At 36.0% G+C, this 18,772-nt stretch carries 24 protein-coding genes; 21 read left to right on the top strand and 3 right to left on the bottom strand.

Features of this window, described 5'->3' with window-relative positions:
- The first annotated feature begins 88 nt into the window (after positions 1 to 88).
- The 21 genes from eco (at position 89) to FW780_RS06130 (ending at position 16,916) form a co-directional block, all read left to right on the top strand.
- The gene (eco, locus tag FW780_RS06230) at positions 89 to 577 is read left to right on the top strand and encodes a serine protease inhibitor ecotin (protein ID WP_149832699.1); all 489 of its coding nucleotides are present in this window, start codon (positions 89 to 91) and stop codon (positions 575 to 577) included.
- A gap of 667 nt (positions 578 to 1,244) precedes the next feature.
- Positions 1,245 to 2,663, top strand: coding sequence for a TolC family protein (locus FW780_RS06225; RefSeq protein ID WP_149832698.1), 1,419 nt, complete (start codon positions 1,245 to 1,247; stop codon positions 2,661 to 2,663).
- An 11-nt stretch (positions 2,664 to 2,674) separates the two neighbouring features.
- Positions 2,675 to 3,631: an HlyD family secretion protein gene (locus FW780_RS06220; RefSeq protein ID WP_149832697.1), complete on the top strand. Its 957-nt coding sequence runs from the start codon at positions 2,675 to 2,677 to the stop codon at positions 3,629 to 3,631.
- 1 nt (position 3,632) lies between these two features.
- Complete coding sequence (locus FW780_RS06215) at positions 3,633 to 4,901, top strand: ABC transporter permease (RefSeq protein WP_241676856.1); 1,269 nt, start codon at positions 3,633 to 3,635, stop codon at positions 4,899 to 4,901.
- 382 nt (positions 4,902 to 5,283) lie between these two features.
- Positions 5,284 to 5,739: a DUF1569 domain-containing protein gene (locus FW780_RS06210; protein WP_149832696.1), complete on the top strand. Its 456-nt coding sequence runs from the start codon at positions 5,284 to 5,286 to the stop codon at positions 5,737 to 5,739.
- Positions 5,740 to 5,749: 10 nt separating this feature from the next.
- Positions 5,750 to 6,220: a hypothetical protein gene (locus tag FW780_RS06205; protein WP_149832695.1), complete on the top strand. Its 471-nt coding sequence runs from the start codon at positions 5,750 to 5,752 to the stop codon at positions 6,218 to 6,220.
- A gap of 2 nt (positions 6,221 to 6,222) precedes the next feature.
- Positions 6,223 to 6,627: a hypothetical protein gene (locus FW780_RS06200; RefSeq protein ID WP_149832694.1), complete on the top strand. Its 405-nt coding sequence runs from the start codon at positions 6,223 to 6,225 to the stop codon at positions 6,625 to 6,627.
- Positions 6,624 to 6,995 carry a VOC family protein gene (locus FW780_RS06195; protein ID WP_149832693.1) on the top strand — a complete coding sequence of 124 codons (372 nt, stop codon included), beginning with the start codon at positions 6,624 to 6,626 and terminating at the stop codon, positions 6,993 to 6,995. Before FW780_RS06200 ends, FW780_RS06195 begins: the two co-directional genes overlap by 4 nt.
- A gap of 17 nt (positions 6,996 to 7,012) precedes the next feature.
- Positions 7,013 to 7,558, top strand: a complete 546-nt coding sequence (locus FW780_RS06190) for an SRPBCC family protein (RefSeq protein ID WP_241676855.1) — start codon at positions 7,013 to 7,015, stop codon at positions 7,556 to 7,558.
- Positions 7,559 to 7,600: 42 nt separating this feature from the next.
- A complete protein-coding gene (locus FW780_RS06185) occupies positions 7,601 to 8,050 on the top strand; it encodes a VOC family protein (protein WP_149832692.1) in 450 nt (149 codons plus the stop codon).
- A gap of 170 nt (positions 8,051 to 8,220) precedes the next feature.
- A complete protein-coding gene (locus FW780_RS06180) occupies positions 8,221 to 8,613 on the top strand; it encodes a DUF1398 domain-containing protein (protein WP_149832691.1) in 393 nt (130 codons plus the stop codon).
- A gap of 121 nt (positions 8,614 to 8,734) precedes the next feature.
- Positions 8,735 to 9,412: a DUF2490 domain-containing protein gene (locus FW780_RS06175; protein WP_149832690.1), complete on the top strand. Its 678-nt coding sequence runs from the start codon at positions 8,735 to 8,737 to the stop codon at positions 9,410 to 9,412.
- A gap of 76 nt (positions 9,413 to 9,488) precedes the next feature.
- A complete protein-coding gene (locus tag FW780_RS06170; RefSeq protein ID WP_149832689.1) occupies positions 9,489 to 10,493 on the top strand; it encodes a bestrophin family protein in 1,005 nt (334 codons plus the stop codon).
- Between the two features lie 84 nt (positions 10,494 to 10,577).
- Positions 10,578 to 12,191, top strand: a complete 1,614-nt coding sequence (locus FW780_RS06165) for a Na+/H+ antiporter (protein WP_047378062.1) — start codon at positions 10,578 to 10,580, stop codon at positions 12,189 to 12,191.
- Between the two features lie 218 nt (positions 12,192 to 12,409).
- Positions 12,410 to 12,835 (top strand): SRPBCC family protein, encoded by a 426-nt coding sequence (locus FW780_RS06160; RefSeq protein ID WP_149832688.1) that lies wholly within the window; start codon positions 12,410 to 12,412, stop codon positions 12,833 to 12,835.
- Between the two features lie 3 nt (positions 12,836 to 12,838).
- Positions 12,839 to 13,345 (top strand): GNAT family N-acetyltransferase, encoded by a 507-nt coding sequence (locus FW780_RS06155; RefSeq protein WP_149832687.1) that lies wholly within the window; start codon positions 12,839 to 12,841, stop codon positions 13,343 to 13,345.
- Complete coding sequence (locus FW780_RS06150; protein ID WP_149832686.1) at positions 13,342 to 13,725, top strand: VOC family protein; 384 nt, start codon at positions 13,342 to 13,344, stop codon at positions 13,723 to 13,725. The genes FW780_RS06155 and FW780_RS06150 overlap by 4 nt, the downstream gene beginning before the upstream one ends.
- 35 nt (positions 13,726 to 13,760) lie before the next feature.
- Positions 13,761 to 14,783, top strand: coding sequence for a glutaminyl-peptide cyclotransferase (locus tag FW780_RS06145; protein ID WP_149832685.1), 1,023 nt, complete (start codon positions 13,761 to 13,763; stop codon positions 14,781 to 14,783).
- A gap of 92 nt (positions 14,784 to 14,875) precedes the next feature.
- On the top strand, positions 14,876 to 15,838 hold the full coding sequence (locus FW780_RS06140; RefSeq protein ID WP_241676854.1) for a hypothetical protein: 963 nt from the start codon (positions 14,876 to 14,878) through the stop codon (positions 15,836 to 15,838).
- Between the two features lie 24 nt (positions 15,839 to 15,862).
- Positions 15,863 to 16,477, top strand: coding sequence for a deoxynucleoside kinase (locus tag FW780_RS06135; protein ID WP_149832684.1), 615 nt, complete (start codon positions 15,863 to 15,865; stop codon positions 16,475 to 16,477).
- Positions 16,478 to 16,565: 88 nt separating this feature from the next.
- Positions 16,566 to 16,916 carry an ArsC/Spx/MgsR family protein gene (locus FW780_RS06130; RefSeq protein WP_149832683.1) on the top strand — a complete coding sequence of 117 codons (351 nt, stop codon included), beginning with the start codon at positions 16,566 to 16,568 and terminating at the stop codon, positions 16,914 to 16,916.
- A 48-nt stretch (positions 16,917 to 16,964) separates the two neighbouring features.
- Here the strand turns inward: FW780_RS06130 and FW780_RS06125 are convergent, their stop codons facing one another.
- From FW780_RS06125 to FW780_RS06115, 3 genes are all read right to left on the bottom strand, one after another.
- Positions 16,965 to 17,435, bottom strand: a complete 471-nt coding sequence (locus FW780_RS06125) for a hypothetical protein (protein ID WP_149832682.1) — start codon at positions 17,433 to 17,435, stop codon at positions 16,965 to 16,967.
- A 63-nt stretch (positions 17,436 to 17,498) separates the two neighbouring features.
- Entirely contained in the window at positions 17,499 to 17,804 is a 306-nt protein-coding gene (locus FW780_RS06120; protein ID WP_047378055.1) for a DUF493 family protein, read from the bottom strand.
- Between the two features lie 39 nt (positions 17,805 to 17,843).
- Positions 17,844 to 18,515 carry a DUF4197 family protein gene (locus FW780_RS06115; RefSeq protein WP_077416375.1) on the bottom strand — a complete coding sequence of 224 codons (672 nt, stop codon included), beginning with the start codon at positions 18,513 to 18,515 and terminating at the stop codon, positions 17,844 to 17,846.
- Positions 18,516 to 18,772: the final 257 nt, after the last annotated feature.

Here is an 18,772-nt window from a genome sequence, read left to right as displayed (position 1 = left end):
AAATAGAATTAAATCGAAAAATCAAACAATTGTTTAATTTTGGAATGGTTTTTGGAATTAGTTAAATATAAATTAAAAAATTATAAAGATGAAATTTACTAAAACTTTAATTACAGGATTGGTATTGATGGCAGGAGTAAATGCTTTCGCGCAAAAGAAAGCAGAAAAGTTTGAAAAACTACAGATTGAAATGTTCCCAAAAGCTAAAGAAGGATATAAGCAAGTATATATTCAGCTTCCCGTAGCAAAAAACGAAAACGATTTAAAAGTTGAACTTTTTGTAGGAACTGAAAAAATGGTAGACTGTAACAACTACTTCCTGATGGGAGAAATGAAAACTCAGGATCTTCAGGGATGGGGATACAATTATTATGAAGTAGAATCAAAAGGAGAAACAGCAGGAACTCTTATGGGATGCCCTGGGCAGAAACAAACTAAAAAGTTTATTACTCTAAAGCCTGAAACCGTAAGATATAACAGTAAACTTCCATTGGTATTTTATGTACCGAAAGATATCGAAGTTCGTTACAGAGTTTTACGCCCGGATGTTGCAATGAAAAAAGCAGTTCAAAGATAAATCAGCTTATTATAATTATACAGAGAACTCCTCACAGTGATGTGAGGAGTTTTCGTTTTTTTATACAGTATCAAATTGGAATTAATTGAACGTTTCGTTTGTCATTCCGTAGGAATCCAGCTTCCAAAATCTAGAATAAATAAAAAGTCAATTCCTATTAAGTGATTTCACTCATTGTCTTTGCTAAATAGAACGCCCTTGCGAACTATTCATAATACTTTGCGGACATTGCGTTGTAATATAGTTTTTTGGCTAAAGCCGATAGAATTTTGATCTTTTATCACCCATTTCCTATAGAATACTATTTCTCGGAAATCTTGCCGTTTTTGTTATTCCCCAAAATTTATCCACTCAGTTTGTCACTCCGCAAGAATCTAAATTTCAAATCTAAGAATAAAATACGAAAATTTGTTTTTCCGGTCGAGTACTTTTAAATCCTTTTATTTTCGGATGAAATTGCTTTAAAATTATGGTGAAAAAAGTAGAGTTAAATATTTTTTCAAAGTTTTTTAGTTTTTAATTAACATTTAAACGGTTTGGGCAAAACTTTATTTTATAAGCTTTTAAACTTAAACATATTTTAAACTTACTTTAAATTCACCATATTGTAGAATTATCTTGAAGGATTTTACTTTTTTTTGCATTATATTTGTTGTAAACATAAACCATGAAAAACAATTTATTGATTTTTACGTTTAGTTTTTTTGCTTTCCCCGCTTTTGGCTGGGCACAGTCTGCGCCGGATTTTAAAGAACTTCTGGATAGTGCTATGGTTCGGGACTCGAACCTCAAAATGCAGGTGACCCAAAACAAACTTACCGATCTTGACGAACACAAACTGAAAGATATCTTTCTTCCTACTTTGGAATTGAGCGGTAAAGCCGGCTATCTCAACGGAACAGCAAGACTTACGTCACCGGAGTTCAATCTCGCTCCCTTTATCAATATTCCGGAAGGAGCTTTCAACAATAATTTCAATGTATCAGGATTTTCAGGTATTGCCAAGGCAGATGCCAAAATGCTTCTGTATTCAGGAGGGAAGGTGAAGTACATGAAGAAAGCGGTTGAAGAAAAAAAGAAATCAGAAGATATCCTGCTGGAGAAAACAAAAGATGAGGTGATTGCCAGCATTTCCAGAGCATATGATCAGCTGGCTTTGATTCATCAGTCTAAAAAAGTACTGGATGAAAGTAAAAAAAGGCTTGATATCAATAGAAAAACAGCAGATAAAGCCCTTGGTTATGGTTTGATTACTCCTTATGATCATAAGAAAATTGAACTGGCTCAGGCCACCTTAGATGCAAAAATGGTAGAATATGAAGGGAAAAAGGAACTGCTTCTTACTCAGCTTTATATTTTAACAGGAATCAGCAGAGAGAGGCTCAGAATGATTGATCCGGTATTATCTCCCGTAGAATTGCTTGCGGCAGAAAAAGGAATAGAACAGAGAGCTGAAATCCGTGCATTAGAACACGGTATAAGCGCTGCAGACTATAAAATAAAAGCCGAAAGAACATGGATGATTCCTAAAGTACAGCTGATGGCTTCCGCATATTATATAGGCTTGTACGGAAACAGAATCAAATCTTCAGAAAATGTGATTCCGGCAGTTCCAATACTTGGATATGAAGGGAAAAAACTGGATTGGAGACCCAATAATATCAACGTATTTCCATTAATCACCGCAGGAGTAGGTTTTAAATGGGAAATTTTTGACGGTAAAGAAGGAAAACACGCTGAAGAAACAGCTAAAGTCGGAAAAGAAGTATTGCAGAACCAGAAAGAAGATGCCTTGAAAAAACTGACCCTGAATCTGGCGAATAACCAAACCAATTATGATATTGCTTCCGCACAGATTACCTTAAAGGCCAAAGAAAAAGAACTGGCGAAAAATGCACTTGTACAGGCAGAAAAAGAATTCCGGTACGGAATGAGCAAATCTTCTCAGCTTATTGATGCAGAAAATGATTTTGAAGCTTCGGAGCTGGAATATCAGAATGCCATTTTCAACCAGAGAAGAGCGGGAATAGAACTGATGAGATCTACCCAGGAACTGGATATCACCAAATTTTATTTAATCCCTTAAAAATTTAAATAATGCATAAAAATATATCTATACTCTTCGCTGCTCTGTTTTTATTGGGGAGCTGTGACAAAAAAAATGAAAAAATCAAAGAACCTGAAGGAAAAACTAAAAAGGATGTGATCTCTTTTGCTCCTAAAGTTACCGGAAGGATCTTAAAAATATATGTTTCCGAAGGTCAGACGGTAAAAAAAGGAGATACCTTAGCTCAGCTTGATGTACCAGAAGTGTCTGCAAAAATAGCACAGGCGCAGGGCGCAGTAAATGCAGCTTCCGCTCAGGAGCAAATGGCAAAAAACGGAGCTACATCGGATCAGTTGAGACAGCTTCAGGCCAAATATAAAGGCTTAAAAGAACAATATGAATTTGCCCAGAAATCTTACAAAAGAGCAAACAATATGTTCCGTGACAGTTTAATGTCTCCGCAGGCTCATGACGAAATTTATGCAAAATTACAGGGGGCAAAAGCACAATATGATGCGGTAGTGGCAGAGCTGGATGACGTCAACAGAGGAACCCGTTTTGAAAAAATAGAAATGGCGGCAGGACAGGCATCACAGGCCAAAGGAGCTTTACAGGAAGCCAATGTAGCATATTCCGAAAGATACATCATTGCCACCAATGATATGGAAATAGAAACCATCAGTTTAAACACCGGAGAGCTTGCAACAGCAGGTTTTGCCCTATTCAACGGATATATCCCGGAAAGTACTTATTTCAGGTTTACGATTCCGGAAAGTGCTATTTCAAAATATAAAAAAGGGCAGGAGGTTACCATGCAGATCGTTTACAATAAAGAAACTCTCACCGGAAATATTGTATACATCAAACAGCTGACAAAGTATGCGGATATTACAACGGCTTACCCTGATTACCAGTTGCAGGATGCAATCTATGAGATCAAAGTAAAGCCCAAAGACATGAATAAGGCTAAAAGTATTTTAGTCAATGCCAACGTAATTCTGAAATAAATTGAAAAGAACGGATGGAGGTTCTATCGACTTTCATTCTTCAAAATATAAAAATATACAGATGAAAGAATTTTTCCGTCTTTTAAAACGTGAGTTCAAACTTTTTATCGGCAATTCTACCTTAAGGACGGTGTTCTTTTTGGCACCGGTCTTCTATGCAACCTTGCTGGGATTTGTCTACAAAAGCGGAAAAGTTGAAAATACTCCTGTATTGGTGGTAGATAGAGACAATACTCCTTTGTCCAACCAATTGACGGAAATGCTGGATGATAATAAAAGCATCAAAATTATCAGATACCTGCAGGAACCTCTGAGCATCAAAGATGAGGTGATCAGGCATGAAGCAGCCGCTGTGGTGATTATTCCCTCAAGATTTGAAGGAGATATGCTTCAGAAAAAATATCCCGAACTGAATGTTTATATCAATACCGGAAATGTTTTAACAGCAAATTTTGCTTCCAAAGCCCTTCAGCTGACCATAGGGACGTTCTCTGCCGGAGCATCCATAAAAGCTCTTCAGAAAGCAGGAATGCCTGCAGCAAAGGCTGTGACACAATATGAACCTTTCAAAGCCAATTATATTACCCTTTTCAATACTACCGGAAACTACCTGATCTTCATGTGGCCGGCAATGCTGGCAGTAGTATTACAGCAGGTGATCCTATTGGCTATGGCTGTAAGCTTTGCTGCTGAATTTGAAAGAGGATCTTTTGTGAAAGAATACTTGAAAATGAAAAAATGGGCCTTCCCAACCATGCTTATCAAAGTAATTCCTATCTGGGTATTTTCTATTCTTATTGTAGGTATTTATTACTTTATGCATATGATTTTCCATGTTCCGATGCCTGAAGGAATATTTAATTTTATTCTCCTGACAGCGGTCTTTGTAGGATCAGTTTCATTTTTAGGAGTATTTATCAGTATCCTGATTCCTGATGCATTGAAAGCTACACAAATCCTTATGGTAATTGCTTCACCGGCTTTCATCATCAGTGGTTTCACATGGCCTTTGAGTGCGATGCCGGCTTTCGTTCAGTTTATCGCCAATATTATTCCATTAACACCCTTTTTACAGGCTTTCAAGATTTTATTAATTCAAAAAGGTTCGGTAGAACTTACATTTCCTTACCTGAAACATTTAAGTATTCTTTTAGTGGTATACGCTGTTATAGGCTGGATTGCTTTAAAGATCAAGCTTTGGTTTATTTTCAAAAAAGCAGCGCCACAGGAAATTGCAGTGGAGAACGCTTCTTCGGAGGATGTTGAGTAGTTTTTTGTTGCTGGTTGCTTAGTTGTTATGTGCTAGTTGTCGTTTATCAGTTGCTGGTGGATTGTACCAATTATTTTGTTGCCGGTATTTACTTGCCATAATTCAAAGTACCATGATCAAAAAATAAGTCAGACATAATCAGTATCCAAACTAAAAATCCTGCACCCCATATTCCTTCAGCCTTAATCCCTACGCTTAATCCCAAACTCGCAACCCCAAAACCCCCCACCTCGCATCCCGCATCCCGAATCCCGCACCTCGTATTATTCCTACACATAATCGCACACCAGCAACCAGTAACCAGCAACTTCCAATTTTTTCAGCCAACTATAAAATCAAACAAAAAAACTGATATATTTGTCTTTGGTAAAATAGAAATTATATGGAAAATGTATTTGATGCAAAAGATGCTCAAAATTATATTGATAGGATAAATAAACTGGTGGAAGACACCCATGGTTTATGGGGAAAAATGACGGTAGATCAGATGCTGGCACACTGCTGTATAACCTATGAAATGATATATGAGCCGGAAAAACATAAAAAACCGGGATCTATTGCAAAATTTATATTAAAAACCTTTGTGAAACCTAAAGTAGTAGGAGAGAAAGCATATCCAAGAGATTCTCCTACGGCTCCACAGTTTTTGGTGACAACCAGAAAAAACTTTCACGAAGAAAAAACAAGACTGATTGGTTTTATTCAAAAAACACAGCAATTGGGGGCAGACGCTTTTGATGGGAAAGAATCTTTTTCTTTCGGAAAACTAAAAGCGCAGGAGTGGAACAATATGTTTGCCAAACATCTGAACCACCATCTGTCACAATTTGGCGTTTAAAACTCACTGCATGAAAAAACTTTTATTACTCTTCCTTCTGGCGGCCAATTTTGTATTGGGGCAGATGCCGGATATTTCAAATACCTGGCTGAATAACAGTAAACCTTATCTGGGAACTATTGGAAACAAAGGTCAGGAACTGAAACTGAAGATCAATATTTCTGAGCAGAATAAAAAGAATGATCAGGAATATTTTGTTTCAGGATATTCCCTTGTAGATACCAACTACACAAAATTTGAAGGTAAAATTACCATTTCAAAATATAAAGATTCCAGGAAGCAGGGTACTGTGTTTGGGGAATATGAACTTGCAGAAGAGAATAAAGGAAAACATTCAGGGCTTTTTAAGGGTAAATTTGTCTATAATTTTAAATGGAATAAGAAAACAGAAAAAATTGAAGGACAGTATATTGAGCTTATAGGAGACTGGAAAAGCTATGACGGAACGATAGCGTTTAAAACCCATTTAAAAAACCAATAATCATGCTGAGAAGTATATTAGCTGTGGTGGTGGGGCTTATTGTGGGTTCTATCTGTATTACAGTGGTAGAAAAAACAGGACATTATCTGTATCCTCCTCCCGCAGAAGCTGCAGCAGGAGATATGGAAGCCCTGAAAGTGTATATTACTGATGCTCCTTTTATGGCTCTGTTTTTTATTATTCTGGCATATGCTTTAGCAGCCGTTGTTTCCGGATTTACAGCCTCAAAAATTTCTAATAACGGAAAACCTACTGCCGCCATAATCTGTGGAATCATTTTTCTACTGATGACCATTTATATGATGGTATCTTTACCTACTCCAATCTGGTTCTGGATTTTAGGAATCCTCGTTTGGGGATTGGTTTTCGTAGGACATAAACTCGCTTTAAAAACAAAAAAAATATGAAATTAGGAGCATTTTCAATCAGCTTAAGTGTAAAAGACCTTCAGAAATCCAGGGACTTTTATGAGAAACTGGGCTTTACAACTATGGCAGGAACTATAGAAAGTAACTACCTGATCATGAAAAACGGTTCTACTTTGATAGGACTTTTTCAGGCTATGTTTGACGGAAATATGCTTACTTTCAATCCGGGATGGGATGAAAATGCACAGAATCTTGAATCCTTTGAAGATGTGCGTGAAATTCAGAAAAGATTAAAAGAAAGTGGAGTTGAAATTGGCAAAGAAGCTGATGAGACAACTTCAGGCCCAGAACATATTTACCTGAAAGATCCCGATGGAAATATGATTCTTATAGATCAACACAGATAAAAATTATAAAAACATTCATGATGAGAACATTTAAAAGAATTATTTTACTTTTAGTCGCATTACTAATCATTTTATTAGTTGTGGCTGCTTTTATTTCAGGAGATTGCAAATATGAAAAAACAATTTCTATCAATGCACCCGTAGAAAAAGTATGGCAAAATACCAATACCCTCAAAGCGATGGATCAATGGAGCCCATGGAATGATCTTGATCCTAATATGAAAAAAGACTGGACAGGTACAACCGGACAGCCAGGAGAAAAAGTTTGCTGGGACAGTAAAAATAAAAATGCAGGAAAAGGTTGCCAGGAATTGAAAAAGATAGATGAAGCAGATAAAAGAATCGATACGGAAATTAAATTTCTTACGCCCTATGAAAGTGAAGCAAACGCTTATGTAAAAGTAGTTCCGGAAGGAAACGGAAGCAAAGCGACCTGGGGATTTACATCACAGATTCCTTATCCGTTTACTTTGATGAAACTATTTATGAATATGGAAGATGCTGTTGGAAAAGACTATCAGAAAGGACTTTCAAGATTAAAAGCTTTATCTGAAAAACCTTAATAATATACAAATTAAAACTAAACTTAAAAAAACAAGACAATTATGGCAACAGTAAACGTTTACCTGACATTCAACGGAAATTGCAAAGAAGCATTCGATTTCTATAAATCTGTTTTCGGTGGAGAATATCCGTACATCGGAACTTTTGGAGAAATGCCTCCAATGGAAGGAAAAGAAACTCCTGAGGAAGACAAAGACAAAATTATGCATGTTTCACTTCCGATTTCTAAAGAAACAATTTTAATGGGAAGCGATACAGGAGGAGAGTGGTCTTCCAATTTCAAAGCAGGGAACAATTTCTCTATTTCTGTGAATGCAGAATCTAAAGAAGAAGCAGACAAATTATTCGGAGGTCTTTCTGCTGGAGGACAAGTAACAATGCCGATGGCAGATACTTTCTGGGGGGCTTATTTCGGAATGTTTAGCGATAAATTCGGAATCAACTGGATGGTAAACTATGATGATCCTGCTAAAATGCAGCAACATCCATAACATTAATATTTTGTATTTGAAATATAGTTAGAACTTACCGGCAATCACATTGCCGGTTTTTTATTTGCTCTATATTTGCATCCCAAAAATTTTTAAATTTGATGAAAGAAAACATCAGAGATCACAACATGACGGAAGATTTTTCTTAATAAACATAAAAAACATAAAAAATGAAATTTACAATTGAAGACATTAAAACCGAACATCAGAAAGTGAAAAGCGGAGCCGATTTCCCAGCTTATATTCAGGCTGTAAAAAAGTTAGGCGTTTCTCATTATACAACATACGTTTCTGATGGAAATACACAATATTTTGACCTGGAAAATCAGTCTGTCCAGACAGGAAGTAAATATAATCCACTTACTGTTTCAAAAAGCTTAAACCTTGAAAACTTTAAACAGAGACTCAAACTTCACCAACAGGGAGGAACAGACTATATGACTTTCTGTAATGACTGTGCGGAAAACGGAGTCAAAGGCTGGAAGATGGACCTTAATGCCATGACTTGTACTTATTTTGATCAAAATGAAACGGATGTATTGACAGAACAGGTTCCAAGCTAGTTTCGAGAAATAAAACCATTTGATTCATCTCTCTTTAAATCATGGTATTAAATATTACTTGCTATTATTGATTTAAAATATTAATTTTGTTAAAAACGATAGATAATAGTAATTGATAAGCATGAGAAAGGTTTTTACGAAGTTGGCATTCACAGTATTAGGTTTGGGATCCATTTTGACATTTGCTCAAAAAAATGATCTGGGAGCATGGTATATGTATTTTGGAAATAACAAGATCAGCAAGAAACTGAACTGGCATAATGAGATTCAGTACCGTAATTTTGATGCGGTTGGAGATCTGGAACAGTTACTGATCCGTACAGGGATTGGCTATGATCTTACAGAAAATAATAACAATGTTTTATTGGGATATGGTTTCATTCTGAGCCAGCCTTATGTAAACGGGGAGAAAAAGGAAAATATAGAACACCGAATTTTCCAGCAGTATATTACCAAGCAGAAATTTGGACGTTTTTACCTTCAGCACCGCTACCGTTTGGAAGAACGTTTTCTGGAAGATGATTTCAGGATGAGGTTTCGTTATATGCTGGGGGTAAATATTCCGATTACTCAAAAAGAATTGCTGCCGAAAACCCTTTATGCATCAGTATACAATGAGATTTTCCTGCACTTCAACAGTCCGGTTTTCGACAGAAACAGAGTCTATGGAGCTTTAGGATATGTCATTAATAAAAATATGAGGATTGAAGCAGGTTATATGAATCAGATTCAGGAAAACAGAAATCGCGGACAGATTCAGATTGGTTTTTATAATAATATTCCATTTACCAAAAACTAATCGTAACCGCTGCTGAATGCTTGATGAAGATCATTATTTGAAAAATAAAAATAATAAACACAAAAAATAAACACCTATGCATTCAGGAAAAAGATTTGGAGCCCGTGAGTTCATTACCTGGACCAGACGGAGTATTTATGCTCTTGTTGTATTATCAGCTATTCCCACAGTTCTGTACTTTCTAGGCTGGAAATTTCTCTCAGTTCCGTGGCAGCCAATTGCCATAATGGGAACTGCAGTTGCTTTTATTGTAGGATTTAAAAACAATGCCAGCTATAGCAGACTTTGGGAAGCAAGACAGATTTATGGAGCTATCATTAATGACAGCCGTAGTTTCGGGTATATTCTGAGAGATGCACTGCTTTCCAAAGATGCAGGTAAAGTAAAAGAAATGTTTCTTCGTCATTATGCATGGCTTACCGCATTAAGATTCCAGCTTCGTGAGCCAAGAGCATGGGAAAATATGGGTACAGCCCAGTTTGATGAATATTCCAGGAAGTATGATATCCCGGAAAGGCTTTCTAAGCTGGATGACGAATTGAAAAAATACCTGTCCGAGCCAGAGCTTCAATATATTTTAGGCAAAAAGAACAGAGCAACGCAATTGATGGCCAGCCAGAGTAAAGCTTTGTCTGAAGTTTACGAAAAAGGAGAACTTAATGATTTTCAATGGACGCAAATCAATCAGCAGTTGGTGAAATTTACCGATAATCAGGGTAAAGCAGAAAGAATTAAAAACTTTCCCTATCCAAGAAACTTCTCCTCAATCACCACTTATCTTTTGCTTTTATTCATTCTTTTTGTGCCTTTCGGATTATTGAAAGAACTTGATAAATTAGGAGACGGAACAATAGTAGAAGGATGGACAATATGGTTTAATATTCCGTTTTCTTTATTGGTGACATGGTGCTTCCATACATTAGATAGCGTAGGAGAAGCCTCTGTAAACCCATTTGAAGGAAGTCCTAACGATGTTCCTATTACTCAGATCAGTCGTACCATAGAAATTGATATGAGAGATATGCTGGACGAATCTGATCTTCCGCCAGCCATTACCCCAAAGAATAATATTGTACTCTAATTTTAAATTAAAAGATTAAGATATTTTCCATAAAATCAGAAAATTTTTAATCAAAAAAATAACACTTAAAAAAACAACTTAAAAATGATTCACAGCTATGTTATAATATCCATTGCAGTACTGCTGTCTGTGATGATATTGGTAATGATCGGCCAAAAACTAAAAGTCGCTTACCCGATTTTTCTTGTGATTGCAGGGTTGCTGATTAGCTTTGTGCCGGGAATGCCGCGTATAGAAATAGAACCTGATCTTGTTTTCCTTATTTTCCTGCCGCCTATTCTGTTTGAAGCGGCTTGGTTTACTTCATGGCAGGACTTTCATAAATGGAGAAAACAAATATTTTCAATGGCTTTCGGATTGGTATTTTTAACATCCATCGTGGTGGCTTATCTTTCTTCTTCAATTATTCCGGGGCTTACGGTAGCAATGGGATTTTTGCTGGGAGGGGTAAATTCTCCACCGGATGCGGTAGCAGCCACTTCGGTGCTGAAACATATGAAAATTCCTAAAAAAATTACCAATATTCTGGAAGGAGAAAGTCTTATCAATGATGCATCCAGTTTAATTGTATTTAAATTTGCCCTTGCAGCGGTTATTTCAGGACAGTTTATCTGGAGGGATGCTGTTCAGGATTTCTTTACAATGGCGATCGGAGGAATTGCTGTGGGAGTAGCGGTAGGCTTTTTATTTGGAGCATTGCTTAGAATAATTCCTACCAATTCTAATATTGATACCATTATTACCCTTATTGTACCTTACATTATGTATGTGGGAGCGGAGCATTTCCATTTTTCAGGAGTGCTGGCAGTAGTGGCCGGAGGATTACTGATGTCTTACAATTCACACTGTTATTTGAGCCACACCTCAAGGATACAGTCCGGGAACGTGTGGAGTGTTCTGATATTCCTGATGAATACAATCATTTTTATCCTGATTGGTCTTGAACTTCCCATTGTAGTGGAAGGAATGAAAGAATACACTATTTCTGAGGGAATTTTCTACAGTGTAGTAATTGGAGGAGCAATTATCGGGACAAGAATTCTGTACAGTTATGCATTGATGTATTTCCCAAGAGTCTGTTCCAAAGAATTAAGATTAAAAGTTCCCAAACCGGATTGGCGGGAACCATTCATCATCAGTTTTGCGGCGATGAGAGGAGTCGTTTCACTGGCTGCAGCATTGTCAATTCCTGCCTTCTTACCAAACGGAGAAGCATTTCCACACCGGAACATTATTTTATTTGTAACTTTTGTTATTATATTAATTACTCTGGTAGGACAGGGGTTATTGCTAAGTCCAATACTGAAATTATTGAATATTCAGGATGCCGGAAGTGAACTGCCTGAAGAAAAACAGGAAGTGATTCTTATGCGTAAGCTGAAAGAAACCGCATTACACAAACTGGATAATGACTTTTCCGAACTGGCAGTCACAAACAGCTTAGTGCGTCATCAAAAACATAAGCTGGAAAATGAAATGATGCTGATGGCAGACAAAGCCCAATGTATGGCTTCCACAGGAGATTATGTATCAGCCATTAATGAAAACAAAGATGTCCTTCGACAGATCATTCAGGCTCAGAGAAATGAACTGCACAGAATGAAAAGAGAAAAAATATTTGACGATCATGTGATGAGAACCATTGAAATGCAATTGGATTTTGATGAAGCAAAGATCACCGGATTTTCACACGGATAATAAAAAAAGAACCACAAAAGTCACAAAAGAATATTGAATGAAGAAGCTCGAATGGTGAAAAGATAATAAAATGAAAATCGTTAGATTTTAATGATTTAAGTGTGCTTTTCAGGAGTATAAACTTAGGTTTTAAACCATTAAGAGATAAAATTTTTGTGACTTTTGTGGTTAAATATTACGGACAAAATGTGTACATTTAAACATATTAAATCCATAATATGAGTACACCCATCACTGTGCAATACAAAATAAATGCTCCGGCTGAAAAAGTATGGAATGCATTGACCGATAAAAATGAAATGAAATCCTGGTATTTTGATATCCAGGATTTTAAATTAGAAATAGGTGAAGAATTTAATTTCTACGAACCCGGAGGAGAAAATAAATACCATCATCAGGGTGAGATTTTAGAAATAATACCTCACCAGAAACTGAAACATACGTGGTCGTATCCTGATTTTTCAGCACAAAAGACTGTTGTCACATGGGAATTATTTCCAGCGGACGGGCAGACTCTTGTAAAGCTGACTCATGAAGGAATTGAAAACTTCAAAGATTTAGGAGAGGGTTTTTCAAGAGAAAATTTTACAGAAGGCTGGAACACTATTTTGGGACAGAGTTTAAAAGAATATTTAGAAAAGTAGACCATGATTACATTACATCCCTTTACCATTCAGGATGCACCACTGCTGATTTCAAAGATAGAAGATGAAAGAATGCTTCTTCAGTTTGCCGGACCTGTATACCGCTTTCCTCTTACAGCAGAACAGTTGGAAACTGACCTGTCTGATAAAAACAGAACCCTGTTTACCATTGCAGATCAAACAGGAACAATAATTGGCCATGCTCAGATTTTTTTAAAGGAGAAAACATTTCTGTTGGGTAGAATTCTGATCTGGGATGAGAACAACAGAGGAAAAGGCTACGGAAAGAAGGTAATGCAGGAACTTCTGAAATATGGTTTCAGTCACTTTGATAAAGAAACTGCAGAACTGAATGTTTATGATTGGAATACCGGAGCTATTGAATGTTACCGGAAAGTAGGTTTTGCTTTTGACCCTGAAGTTAAGAGTGAAGCAACGATTGATACAGAAACTTGGATTTCCCTGAATATGAAAATCCATAGAAATACCTTTGAATTACAGGAATCATGACACAATTTACTGCACTTCGTCCTATTCTCTGGACAGAAAATCTTGATGAGACCATAGGATTTTATATGCGTGTTCTCGGTTTTACCTTGATAGATAGAAATGATGACTGGGAATGGGCTTCCCTTCGTAAAGATGAAATATACATCATGCTTTCTCAGCCTAATCAGCATGAAACAAAAACTTCAATAGGTTTTTCCGGCTCATTTTATTTTAATGTAAATAAGGTGGATGAGTTTTGGGAAGACCTTAAAACAAAGGCTAAAATATGCTATGAAATTGAATCTTTTGAGTGGGGAATGAGGGAATTTGCAGTCTATGATAATAACGGTTATATATTACAATTTGGAGAACCCATAGATAATATTGGCAATACGGAATAAAATTTGCTATTTTTGGGGAAATATTTAGAAATTCAATGAAAAAAAATATAATAGCGGGTTTCGCAGCGATTTTATTACTGGCATCTTGTAACAAGAATAAAGAAATTCTTGATACACTGAATACTTATAATAATTCAATGGAGACGAAAGGATACCATTTCGGAGATAAGCTAGAGCTTCCGAAAGAAGTAACGGAAAATGCAGAAAGTGTAACCATCAGCTTTGGAGATAAAGAAACAACAGATTTAACCGTTGATCCTAAATTTTTCACATTAGGTGATAATGCTGTTACATTCAACATTAAAACAAAAGGAGGAGAAGTATTGAATCAGGATGCTACCATTAATGTATTTGCAAAAAATCCTGAAAAAAATATTCCTTACCAGATAGTAGCAGAATATCCTCACGATCCTAAAAACTTTGTACAAGGTTTCCAGGTGGAAGGAAATACCATCTATGAAAGTGACGGTCAGAACGGAGCTTCCCAGATTTTAAAATATACATTGGGAACTACAACGCCGCTTGCTTCTACCAAACAGGCTCAAGAAGACTTTTCTGAAGGAAGTACTATTGTAGGAGATAAAGTTTATCAGCTGACATGGCAGAGCAAAAAAGGGTATATCTATGATAAGAACTCTTTAAAACTGCTTTCAGAATTTGCTTATCCAAATGTATTAGGTGAAGGTTGGGGACTTACGTATGACGGGAAAAACCTGATTGCTTCTGACGGAAGTAAACTGTTGTATTTCCTTGATGTCAATAACCCTTCAAAACTGATTAAATATATCGCTGTTGCCGGTAGCGCTCAGGCTTATGATCAATTGAATGAGCTAGAATATCACAATGGATTTATCTATGCCAATGTATGGCAGAAACCGATAATTTTAAAAATTAATCCTGCCAACGGTGAAGTTGTGGGAACTTTTGATTTCACAGAAATTGCCAAACAGAACACAAAAGGAAGTGATGATGTATTGAACGGAATTGCTTTCAAAGGCGATAATATGCTGGTAACAGGGAAGAACTGGCCGAAGATTTATGAAGTTGTAATTAAATAACAAAAGTTTAATAACAATTTCTATCTGAATAAAATAAAGTATGTAAATTGGTAGCGTTCCATGAGGAGCGCTATCTTTAGTAAAAAAGAATTTTGAGATTACTATATCTGATATTGACTTTTGCTTTCTGTACATTTTCTGCGCAGAATATTCTCCCTTTAGATACTTTAAAATTGAAGGAAGCTAAAGATATGCTTGCCGATGACTACGGAAATCTGTATATCTATAAAAACAAAGATTTTAGTTTTACCAAATACGACTCGTTAGGAAAGCAGATCGGGAAAATGATGCTTACTGTTCCTTACAAAGTGCAGAATGTACAAAACCCCCTCAATGTACCTTTGTTCTCTGAAAATGCTCAGGAAATGAAGTTTGTAGATCAGAATATGAATGAAATTCAAAGGCTTGATTTTAAGCAGAAATTTGGTTTCATCAGAATGGCTTATGCCGAAGATCTGCAGCAGCTATGGCTTTTGGATGACAGTACAAAACGTCTGATACAGTACAATTTCAGAAACGATACTACGATCAATTCTTATCCGTTTGATATCAGTTTTGAAGATATGATGGATATGCTGGTCTACGAAAATAAAGTCTATATTTTAACAAGAAAACATATCAGGATTTACAGCCTGAAATTTGAAAAACTTTTTGAAGCCCCTTTAGAAAACGGAAAACGCTTTAGAAGAGAGAATGACGCAATTCTGGTTGTGGCCAGTAATTTCATTTCACAATACGTTCCTGAAAAAGGAATGGTGACGATTTTTGAAGATCCGGAGGCGCAAATTGTGGATAAAAACATCCTTTCTTATTTTGAAATCAAGGGGAACAAACTCTATCTTTACAGCCTTGAAAAAGTAAAGAAAGCCAAACAGCAGAAACAGCTTGAAGCTCAGCCGGAATCTCTACAGCAATCTACAGAAAAACCAGTAGAAAAAACTGAAGAAAAACCCATTGAGAATAAAGATGAGAAGCCTTCAGACAATACGCTGCAGAAATTGCTTGAAGACACTTCTAAAGTTCAGACTGAGGGAATCGAAAAGCTTATCAATTAATCAGTAAATACAAGGAAAAAGAATATGCATATTGCGGTTACAGGAAACATTGGAGCAGGGAAAACAACGTTGACGACAATGCTTTCCAAGCATTACGGATGGGATGCACAATTTGAAGACGTAGATCATAACCCTTATCTTGAGGATTTTTATTCAGATATGAGCAAGTGGAGTTTCGCACTGCAGGTTTATTTTCTGGGAAGCAGATTCCGTCAGGTAAAAGAGATCAGAGAAAGTGGTAAAAACATCATTCAGGATCGTACCATTTACGAAGATGCTCATATTTTTGCAGAAAACTTAAATGATATGAATCTTCTTTCAGACAGAGATTTCAATAATTATTCATCGGTTTTTGATCTGATGAAGTCTTTTGTATCAGCTCCTGACCTGCTGATCTATCTGAAGTCAGATGTCCCTAATCTCGTTAAAAAAATCTATAAAAGAGGCCGTGAATACGAAGCTTCTATCAGCATTGAATATCTTTCAAAACTGAATCAGAAATATGACAAATGGATTTCTAACTATACTGAAGGAAAGCTTCTGATTGTAGAAGTAGATGATCTTGATTTTGTAGAAAAACCGGAAGATTTCGGATTTATACTGGAGAAAATTGAGGCAGAATTACATGGCTTGTTTTAACATATTTTTATCAGTACATTAAGACATACTCAAGGTAATTCTTGGTAAATTTGTTAAAAGAAGTTTTAATTTTTTGAATACTTATATCATGATAGTTAAAGTTTTACATAACGGGAACTGTTCAAAATCAAATGCTGTACTGGAGTATCTTGACGAAAACGGAGTGTCTTTTGAGATCATTAATATTGTTGAAGATCCACTAAGTATTCTTGAGATCAGAACCGTGTTGAAAAAGCTTAACCAAAGTGTTTTTCATATCATCCGAAAAACAGATAAGCTTTATATTGAGAAGTACGCAGACAAAAATTATTCGGAAGAAGAATGGCTGAAAATTCTCTCAGAAAACCCTTCTCTGATACAAAGACCAATTCTGGTAAAAGGCTCAGTCGCCATGTTGGGAAGACCCATTGAAAATGTAAAATACTTTATTGAAAAATAATAAGTATATAAATAAAAAATCCGTTCTGTAAAAGAGCGGATTTTTATTTTATTGGTTTTTGGCTTTCTCAGCTCCGTTTATCGCATTATATAAAGCTTCCAGCTCTTTTGGCGGGTGTCCGGAATCAAAACTTGAAGAAGTATACTCTTTTCCGTTGGATGTAATAATAATAGAAGCAGCCATAGCTCGATCAGAATGTCTGCCTGTAGTAGGAGATTTAAGATCTGATATTTTAGACAAGTCAAGGGTTTCAGCAAGTCTGGAAACGGCTTTCCATTCGGCAGAAGATATCTTAGCGTTGACGATCTCTTCGTTTGTATTTGTGGTTTTTAATGAAGGAGTAAAGACAATACTTTTACTGAACCCTCTCGTTCTTTCCGCTAACTGAATCTGTTCAATTTTTTGCTGCTGTACTGCATTGGTGATATTCGTTGTGCTGTTGTCACTGTTATTTTTGTGAACACAACTTGTTGCAGAGGTGATTAAAATAATATTAAATAGGATCAACTGGATGTTCATAGTGTTTTTATTTACGTTTTACAATAAAAAAACCGTTTCATTACTATGAAACGGTTTCTGTTTTTACAATAGAATAACGCCTTCTATTTTTGCTACTTCTTTATAAATATTCACAACCTGATCTGCATCTAAAACAAATGCATTGATATTGCAGGCAGTGTATTTTCCATTTTTACTTTCGCGGTTTCCCAGTGTAAATTTAATGCCGTCAAAAACTCTGTATATTTCAGTAAGCTTTGACTGGTCTGTAGGAATAATAAATTTAAATAAATAATCCTCCGGAAAATCATGATGACCCTCCAGTTTATCCTTCAAAGACTTGTAAAAATCTTCAGGATTTGCGTGTTGATTTCCTTGTAATATATCCATCTGCAATTATAATATAATATAAATATAACGAAATTTTTCCTATTTTCCAAATGGCCCCAGGAGAGATTTAGAGTTCTGATGCTCGTAATCTTCAATGATATTGAATAGCCCGTTTACCAGTTGTTCAGAAGCCAGCTGGCTCAATCCTCCGGAATTGACAGTATTTTTATTTCCTCCTAAAAGGCTGCCCAGAAAATTGCTTCCTGACAATGCGGAGTTGATCGTTTTTACAATCCCGTATTCATTCAGTTTCTCATCCACTTTGGGAGCGATTGCTGCAATAAGCTGTTGGGATGTTTTTTCTTTCAGAACCTGTGTAGCGGTAGTTCCCTGCATGATTCTGGTTACATCCTGAGCATTCAGGCTGTTGACAGCGCCTTCCAGAATAGGTTTTGATGTATTTACCGTATAAGCTGCGGCCTGTGCAATATAATCCCTTTCTTTAGCAACCAATGACGGCGCTACCTTTTCCAACATAGAATTGATGTCTCTTAACTCTTTTGGAAGTGCCTTGTCAACCATATTATTCTGAAGAAAGGCTTCCTTGTTTCCGTAGATACCCATTCCTTTATCAATACCATTCAGCAGAATTCTTTTAATAATAGAAAGCCCCATGTCTGATGTGGCCAATGTGGTACATGATTGTACACTGGTGGTAATAACAGCACCGGTTCCTATTATAAGAGCGGCTGCAATGATATATTTTTTCATTGATTTTTTATTATTTATTTCTAAATGCTTTTTCTCAAAAACTGCACCAAAGGTAATTACTATTCTCTATTTAACAAAATATTAAATCCAGAGCCGGATTTGGTGATTTTTTATACTAAAAATGTTAATTTATGATTAATAAAATGATGGATAATTGATAATTATTTTGAATATAAAATTATAAAAATTGAATACTTGTTGATTTTTTTATAATAAAAAATGATAATAGTTAAATGTTTAAGATAATTTAACATTGT

Source organism: Chryseobacterium sediminis, assembly GCF_008386505.1.
GTDB classification, from domain to species: Bacteria; Bacteroidota; Bacteroidia; order Flavobacteriales; family Weeksellaceae; genus Chryseobacterium; species Chryseobacterium sediminis.
This window is presented reverse-complemented; position numbering and strand designations above follow the sequence as displayed.

Excerpts from the sequence above, each read along its gene's own strand:
- eco (WP_149832699.1), top strand. The coding sequence starts at position 89 with ATGAAATTTACTAAAACTTTAATTACAGGATTGGTATTGATGGCAGGA.
- FW780_RS06225 (WP_149832698.1), top strand. The coding sequence starts at position 1,245 with ATGAAAAACAATTTATTGATTTTTACGTTTAGTTTTTTTGCTTTCCCC.
- FW780_RS06220 (WP_149832697.1), top strand. The coding sequence starts at position 2,675 with ATGCATAAAAATATATCTATACTCTTCGCTGCTCTGTTTTTATTGGGG.
- FW780_RS06210 (WP_149832696.1), top strand. The coding sequence starts at position 5,284 with ATGGAAAATGTATTTGATGCAAAAGATGCTCAAAATTATATTGATAGG.
- FW780_RS06205 (WP_149832695.1), top strand. The coding sequence starts at position 5,750 with ATGAAAAAACTTTTATTACTCTTCCTTCTGGCGGCCAATTTTGTATTG.
- FW780_RS06200 (WP_149832694.1), top strand. The coding sequence starts at position 6,223 with ATGCTGAGAAGTATATTAGCTGTGGTGGTGGGGCTTATTGTGGGTTCT.
- FW780_RS06195 (WP_149832693.1), top strand. The coding sequence starts at position 6,624 with ATGAAATTAGGAGCATTTTCAATCAGCTTAAGTGTAAAAGACCTTCAG.
- FW780_RS06190 (WP_241676855.1), top strand. The coding sequence starts at position 7,013 with ATGATGAGAACATTTAAAAGAATTATTTTACTTTTAGTCGCATTACTA.
- FW780_RS06185 (WP_149832692.1), top strand. The coding sequence starts at position 7,601 with ATGGCAACAGTAAACGTTTACCTGACATTCAACGGAAATTGCAAAGAA.
- FW780_RS06180 (WP_149832691.1), top strand. The coding sequence starts at position 8,221 with ATGAAATTTACAATTGAAGACATTAAAACCGAACATCAGAAAGTGAAA.
- FW780_RS06175 (WP_149832690.1), top strand. The coding sequence starts at position 8,735 with ATGAGAAAGGTTTTTACGAAGTTGGCATTCACAGTATTAGGTTTGGGA.
- FW780_RS06170 (WP_149832689.1), top strand. The coding sequence starts at position 9,489 with ATGCATTCAGGAAAAAGATTTGGAGCCCGTGAGTTCATTACCTGGACC.
- FW780_RS06165 (WP_047378062.1), top strand. The coding sequence starts at position 10,578 with ATGATTCACAGCTATGTTATAATATCCATTGCAGTACTGCTGTCTGTG.
- FW780_RS06160 (WP_149832688.1), top strand. The coding sequence starts at position 12,410 with ATGAGTACACCCATCACTGTGCAATACAAAATAAATGCTCCGGCTGAA.
- FW780_RS06155 (WP_149832687.1), top strand. The coding sequence starts at position 12,839 with ATGATTACATTACATCCCTTTACCATTCAGGATGCACCACTGCTGATT.
- FW780_RS06150 (WP_149832686.1), top strand. The coding sequence starts at position 13,342 with ATGACACAATTTACTGCACTTCGTCCTATTCTCTGGACAGAAAATCTT.
- FW780_RS06145 (WP_149832685.1), top strand. The coding sequence starts at position 13,761 with ATGAAAAAAAATATAATAGCGGGTTTCGCAGCGATTTTATTACTGGCA.
- FW780_RS06135 (WP_149832684.1), top strand. The coding sequence starts at position 15,863 with ATGCATATTGCGGTTACAGGAAACATTGGAGCAGGGAAAACAACGTTG.
- FW780_RS06130 (WP_149832683.1), top strand. The coding sequence starts at position 16,566 with ATGATAGTTAAAGTTTTACATAACGGGAACTGTTCAAAATCAAATGCT.
- FW780_RS06125 (WP_149832682.1), bottom strand. The coding sequence starts at position 17,435 with ATGAACATCCAGTTGATCCTATTTAATATTATTTTAATCACCTCTGCA.
- FW780_RS06120 (WP_047378055.1), bottom strand. The coding sequence starts at position 17,804 with ATGGATATATTACAAGGAAATCAACACGCAAATCCTGAAGATTTTTAC.
- FW780_RS06115 (WP_077416375.1), bottom strand. The coding sequence starts at position 18,515 with ATGAAAAAATATATCATTGCAGCCGCTCTTATAATAGGAACCGGTGCT.